The sequence below is a fragment of the Hydrogenophaga sp. genome, from assembly GCF_041633695.1.
Classification (GTDB): domain Bacteria; phylum Pseudomonadota; class Gammaproteobacteria; order Burkholderiales; family Burkholderiaceae_C; genus Hydrogenophaga.
Genome location: NZ_JBFJMY010000340.1, coordinates 1 through 4,563, shown reverse-complemented (window position 1 = coordinate 4,563; position 4,563 = coordinate 1). Strand labels below are relative to the sequence as shown.

At 65.4% G+C, this 4,563-nt stretch carries 5 protein-coding genes; 2 read left to right on the top strand and 3 right to left on the bottom strand.

Translation table 11 applies throughout. The features are described from left to right. The first annotated feature begins 135 nt into the window (after positions 1–135). Positions 136–672, top strand: a complete 537-nt coding sequence (locus ABYB95_RS17490) for a peroxiredoxin-like family protein (RefSeq protein WP_372659833.1) — start codon at positions 136–138, stop codon at positions 670–672. 32 nt (positions 673–704) lie between these two features. Here the strand turns inward: ABYB95_RS17490 and ylqF are convergent, their stop codons facing one another. After that, a complete protein-coding gene (ylqF, locus tag ABYB95_RS17485; RefSeq protein WP_372659832.1) occupies positions 705–1,646 on the bottom strand; it encodes a ribosome biogenesis GTPase YlqF in 942 nt (313 codons plus the stop codon). Positions 1,647–1,841: 195 nt separating this feature from the next. Here ylqF and ABYB95_RS17480 point away from each other — a divergent pair, with 195 nt between their 5' ends. Next, the gene (locus ABYB95_RS17480; RefSeq protein WP_372659831.1) at positions 1,842–2,324 is read left to right on the top strand and encodes a hypothetical protein; all 483 of its coding nucleotides are present in this window, start codon (positions 1,842–1,844) and stop codon (positions 2,322–2,324) included. 31 nt (positions 2,325–2,355) lie between these two features. Here ABYB95_RS17480 and gshA read toward each other — a convergent pair whose 3' ends face one another. Further along, positions 2,356–3,924: a glutamate--cysteine ligase gene (gene gshA / locus ABYB95_RS17475; RefSeq protein WP_372659830.1), complete on the bottom strand. Its 1,569-nt coding sequence runs from the start codon at positions 3,922–3,924 to the stop codon at positions 2,356–2,358. Between the two features lie 7 nt (positions 3,925–3,931). Next, positions 3,932–4,563, bottom strand: a 632-nt coding sequence (locus ABYB95_RS17470) for a tRNA-dihydrouridine synthase (protein ID WP_372659829.1), incomplete at its 5' end; no start/stop codon positions are given.

Below are 4,563 nucleotides of genomic sequence, written 5' to 3'. Positions count from 1 at the left end.
CGCTTGACCCCCTTGCCCGATGGCGCCTGCGTAGGGCTATCCGACGGCAGCTGGGCGCGTGTGACGCTCACGCCCTAGCATGGTGCCTCCTGCACCCCACGGCCTCCCTCCACACCACCAACCCAAGTTACAACCATGCTGATCCCACGCCAACCCGTTCCCGCTCTGCAAGTACAAACCCTGGACCACGGCGCCTACGACCTGGCCACCGAAGCACCCGCGCATTTTTCGCTGGTGGTGTTTTACCGTGGCCTGCACTGCCCCATTTGCGCCAAATACCTGCTGGAGCTGGGCCGCCTGCTGCCCGATTTCGAAAAAACCGGCGTATCGGTGCTGGCGCTGTCCACCGACGGCGACGAGCGCACCCGAGCCATGGCCAGCAAGATCCAGGCGCCCAAGCTGCGATTTGGGCACAGCCTGTCGCTGGCGAGTGCCCGCGAATGGGGTTTGTACACCTCCGCCGGGCGGGGTGCATCGTCGCTGGGGATCGACGAGCCGCCGCTGTTCGCCGAACCCGGCGTGTTTCTGGTCCGCCCCGACGGCAGCTTGTTCTACGCCGCCGTGCAAACCATGCCGTTTGCCCGCCCGCATTTCGACGAATTGCTGGCCGCCGTGCGATTCGCCATCGACAAGAGCTACCCGGCGCGCGGCGAGTACATCGGCGCGGTCTGAACGCTTGCGGGACCGTCTGCCCCGGGTCGGGTTCAGCGCTTGCGCCGGTTCCGGGGTTTGGGCTTGCCTTCGCCCTTGCGCAGCGTGCGTTCGGCATCGATCTTCTCGCCCGCCGCCAACCAGCGCAAAAACTCCGCCGGCGTCTCCAGCGTGATCAGGCCCAGGCTGGTGGATCGGAAGTCGGCGATCACCAGTTCGGCGGCTTTTTGCCCGTTCACCTGCGCACCACCCGACAGCGCGCCGCGCTTGCGGCCAATGGCTTCCAGCAAGTCTTCCTCTGGGGTGCTGGCCATCTGTGCCAGCGTCCAGCCCAGCTGGTAGCGCGCCTCGACCAGCGCCGGGTAGGCGGTCTTGAGTTTGACCAGGAGTTCCAGCGCCACCTCCTGATCGTCGTAGGCGTTGCGGCCCACGGCGCCGCTGGCGGCGAGGTTGTAGCCGCTCTCGGGCACCACGATGCGTGGCCACAGCATGCCCGGGGTGTCGTAGAGGTAGAAGTCGTCGGCCAGGGCGAGCCGCTGCTCGTTGCGGGTCACGCCGGCTTCATCACCGGTCTTGGCCGAGCGTTTGCCCAGCAAGGTGTTGATCAGGGTGGACTTTCCGACGTTGGGAATGCCGCAAATCAAAACCCGCATGGGTTTGACCATGCCGCCCCGGTTGGGCGCCAGTTCGTGGCAGGCGGCGATGATGGCGCGCGCCGGTGCGGTGACGCTGGCGTCCAGCGCGATGGCCTGGGTCTTGGCTTGGGCGTTGTAGTGGGCCAGCCAGAGCGCGGTGCGTTCGGGGTCGGCCATGTCCTGCTTGTTCACCACCTTCAGCGTCGGGCGCCCGCTGGTGAGCTCGGCCAGCAAGGGGTTGGCACTGGAACCCGGCAGGCGCGCGTCCAGCATTTCGATCACCACATCGATGTCTTTGATGCGCTCGCCAATCGCCTTGCGGGTGAGGTGCATGTGACCGGGAAACCACTGGATACTCATGGGGGAAAAAGTCTTTCAAACGGAATACTGGAGCGTTCGCCGGGGCGGGCCAGACGGAAACACCCGGCTGGGGGAATTGTGCCTTGGTGAAAGCCCCGACCTGGCAAAGCCGTTCCGCTGCCTACAATGGATCGAGGGCCAGGCGCTGCCAGAGCGGCGAACCCGAACAGCCACAACATCCAACAGGGGCGCTTCATGAGCATCACCGTCAAGATCGATCTGGGTTACGAATTCAACGTCAAGGCCAAAGCGGCCGAGGTGTTCGAACTGCTGTCGGACGTGCCGACCTCGGTCGGCCACTTTCCCAAAGTGGAAAAGCTCACCGATCTGGGCGACGGCGTGTACCAGTGGGAGATGGAGAAAGTGGGCACCGCGCAGGTGAACATCCAGACCATCTACGCCAGCAAATACGTCAGCAAATACGACAAGACCAAGGGCTTGGGCTCGGTGAAATGGACGCCGGTCCGGGGTGTCGGCAATGCGCTGGTGGGCGGCAGTTGGAGCATTGTGGACAACAAAAAATCCACCAGCATCGAGTTGTCCATCCAGGGCGAGATTGAAGTGCCGCTGCCCGGCCTCATGAAAATGGTGGTGGCGCCGGTGGTGGAAGGTGAGTTCGAAAAGCTGGTGGACAAGTACATCGCCAACCTGGTCAAACGCTTCGGCGGCGAAGTCTAAGCGTTTGACCTTGAAGCCGGCCAGCGGTGGCTCAGGCCGCCGCCAGTGCCGCCACCAGCTCGGCCTGCGGGCGGCCCAGGCGTGCGGGCGAGGTGTATTCCTGGCGGTAGATTTCAAACGGCATGGTGTCGGCCGCTTCAATGGCGCGCTGGTCGTTCACAGACTGGGCGGCCATGGCCTCGAAGCGGGCCTGCTGTTTCGCGCTCCAAGGGCGCGCCAGCAGTTCCTGGTGGATCTGCAAAGAATGGGCACGCGCAAAGCCCACAAACGAATCGTCGTATCCCTGGCGCATGGCCTGCAGCACCTGCGCCGAAGGCAGCGTCTCGGGGGCTTGGGCCCGGCGCTGCGCTGCTTCAACCGCTTGCACATAACCACCGCCTTGCGCGCCGTGCGCCGCGTCCATGGCCTGCGCGATGGGTGCGAGCTCGGCCATCAGCTCCATGGCCCATTGCTGCAGCGGCACCTGCTGACCCTGGCGCAGCAACTGCAAACCGGGTTCGCGGCCACGGGCCGCCGTGAGGTGCTGGTTTTCCGCCAGTTCGTGGATTTCCTGCGGCGTGTCGGGGGCACTGTCGGTCAGCAGGCAGTGCAGCAGGAACACATCGATGAAGCGCAAGGCGTCGGCCGCAATGCCCAGCGGCTCAAACGGGTTGAGGTCGAGCAGGCGCACTTCGATGTATTCGACGCCCCGTTCGCGCAGCGCGTGCAACGGCCGCTCACCCGGAAAAATCACCCGCTTGGGGCGGATCGTGCCGTAGAACTCGTTCTCGATCTGCAGCAAGGTGGTGGCGAGCTGGTTGTAGTCGCCGCCGGGGTTGCGCACACCAATGGCTTCGTAGGCGGGCCAGGGGCGCGTGAGCGCGTCGTGCAGCGAGGCGGCATACCCTTCGAGGCCGTTGTAGCTCACGGCCAGCGTGGCCTGGGCTTCGCTCTGGTAGCCCAGACGCCCCATGCGCAACGAGGTGCCGTGTGGCATGTACAGGGTGCGATCGGCCAGCGTCTGCAGTTCGTGCTCGCGCCCGGCCACAAAGCTGGAACACACGGCGGGTGATGCGCCAAAGAGGTAGAGCAGCAAGAAGGCGTGGCGGCGGAAGTTGCGGATCAGCGAGAAGTAGCCGTCGTTGCTCACGCCCGGCAGCGACCAGTTGTAGTGGATGCCCGAGATGGTCTGCATGCGCCGACCGTAGCGATGACCCAGGCCCACGCGGTACACGCTTTTGGCACGTCCGACGTTGGAAGAGCCGTAGCGGCCGGTGGGGATGTTTTCGTCGGTGGGCAGGCCACAAGGCATGCTGGACGCCCACATCATTTCGTCGCCCGCCGCTCGCAAGCTGCGCGCGGTGTACTGGTGCACTTCGGCCAGCTCGGCCAGACAACTTTCCACACTGGCGTGCACGCCCGTGATGAGTTCGAGTTGCGATTCGCTGTAGTCGGTGGTGATGTGGGGGTGCGTCAGCGCCGAGCCCAGCGCGGCCGGGTGCGGCGCCAGCGACAGCGATCCATCCGCGTGGGCGCGCAGGCTTTCTTTTTCCAGGCCACGCCGGATGCCGAGCAGGCATTGGGTCGGCATGGCATGCAGCCGTTCAAGCAAGGGGGTCATAAATGGATCAGAGGTCGGTACTGGGGCCGGAAGTTAACACGAGCGCGTCCATTCTGCTGGCCGCCGCCGGGATGTGCCCACCCGCCTCGGGTCGACTCGGTGAGAACGCACCGCCGCCAGCCGTTGCGGATAGGCAAGCGGGTGACACGGCCTGCAACAACCAGGCTTCGATCTGCGACGGCTCGTGCAGCGTGCGCACCTCGTCGAACGCGCACTGGGCCTCGGGGTAGCGTTTGCGCAAATAGTTGAGCCATTGCTTGAGCCGGCCCGAGCGGTGGCGCGGCGCCACCCGCACGCTGATCTGCTGCCAATAGGCCAGCAACAGGGGCAAAATTTCCACCCATGGTACCGAGCCGCCATGGCGAATGGCCAGCGCCAAGCCGGGGTCGGTGACCATGCCGCGCCCGATCATGAGCGCGTCACAGCCCGATACCTCGCGGCAACGCAAGGCGTCGGCCACGGTCCAGATTTCGCCATTGGCCACCACCGGAATGCGCACCACCTGGCGCACCTGGGCGATGCGCTCCCAATACGCGGGCGGGCGGTAGCCGTCGGCCTTGGTTCGCGCATGCACCACCAGTTCGTCGGCCCCGCTGTCGGCCATCGCCTGCGCGCACTCTTCGGCGCGGCGGTCGTCGT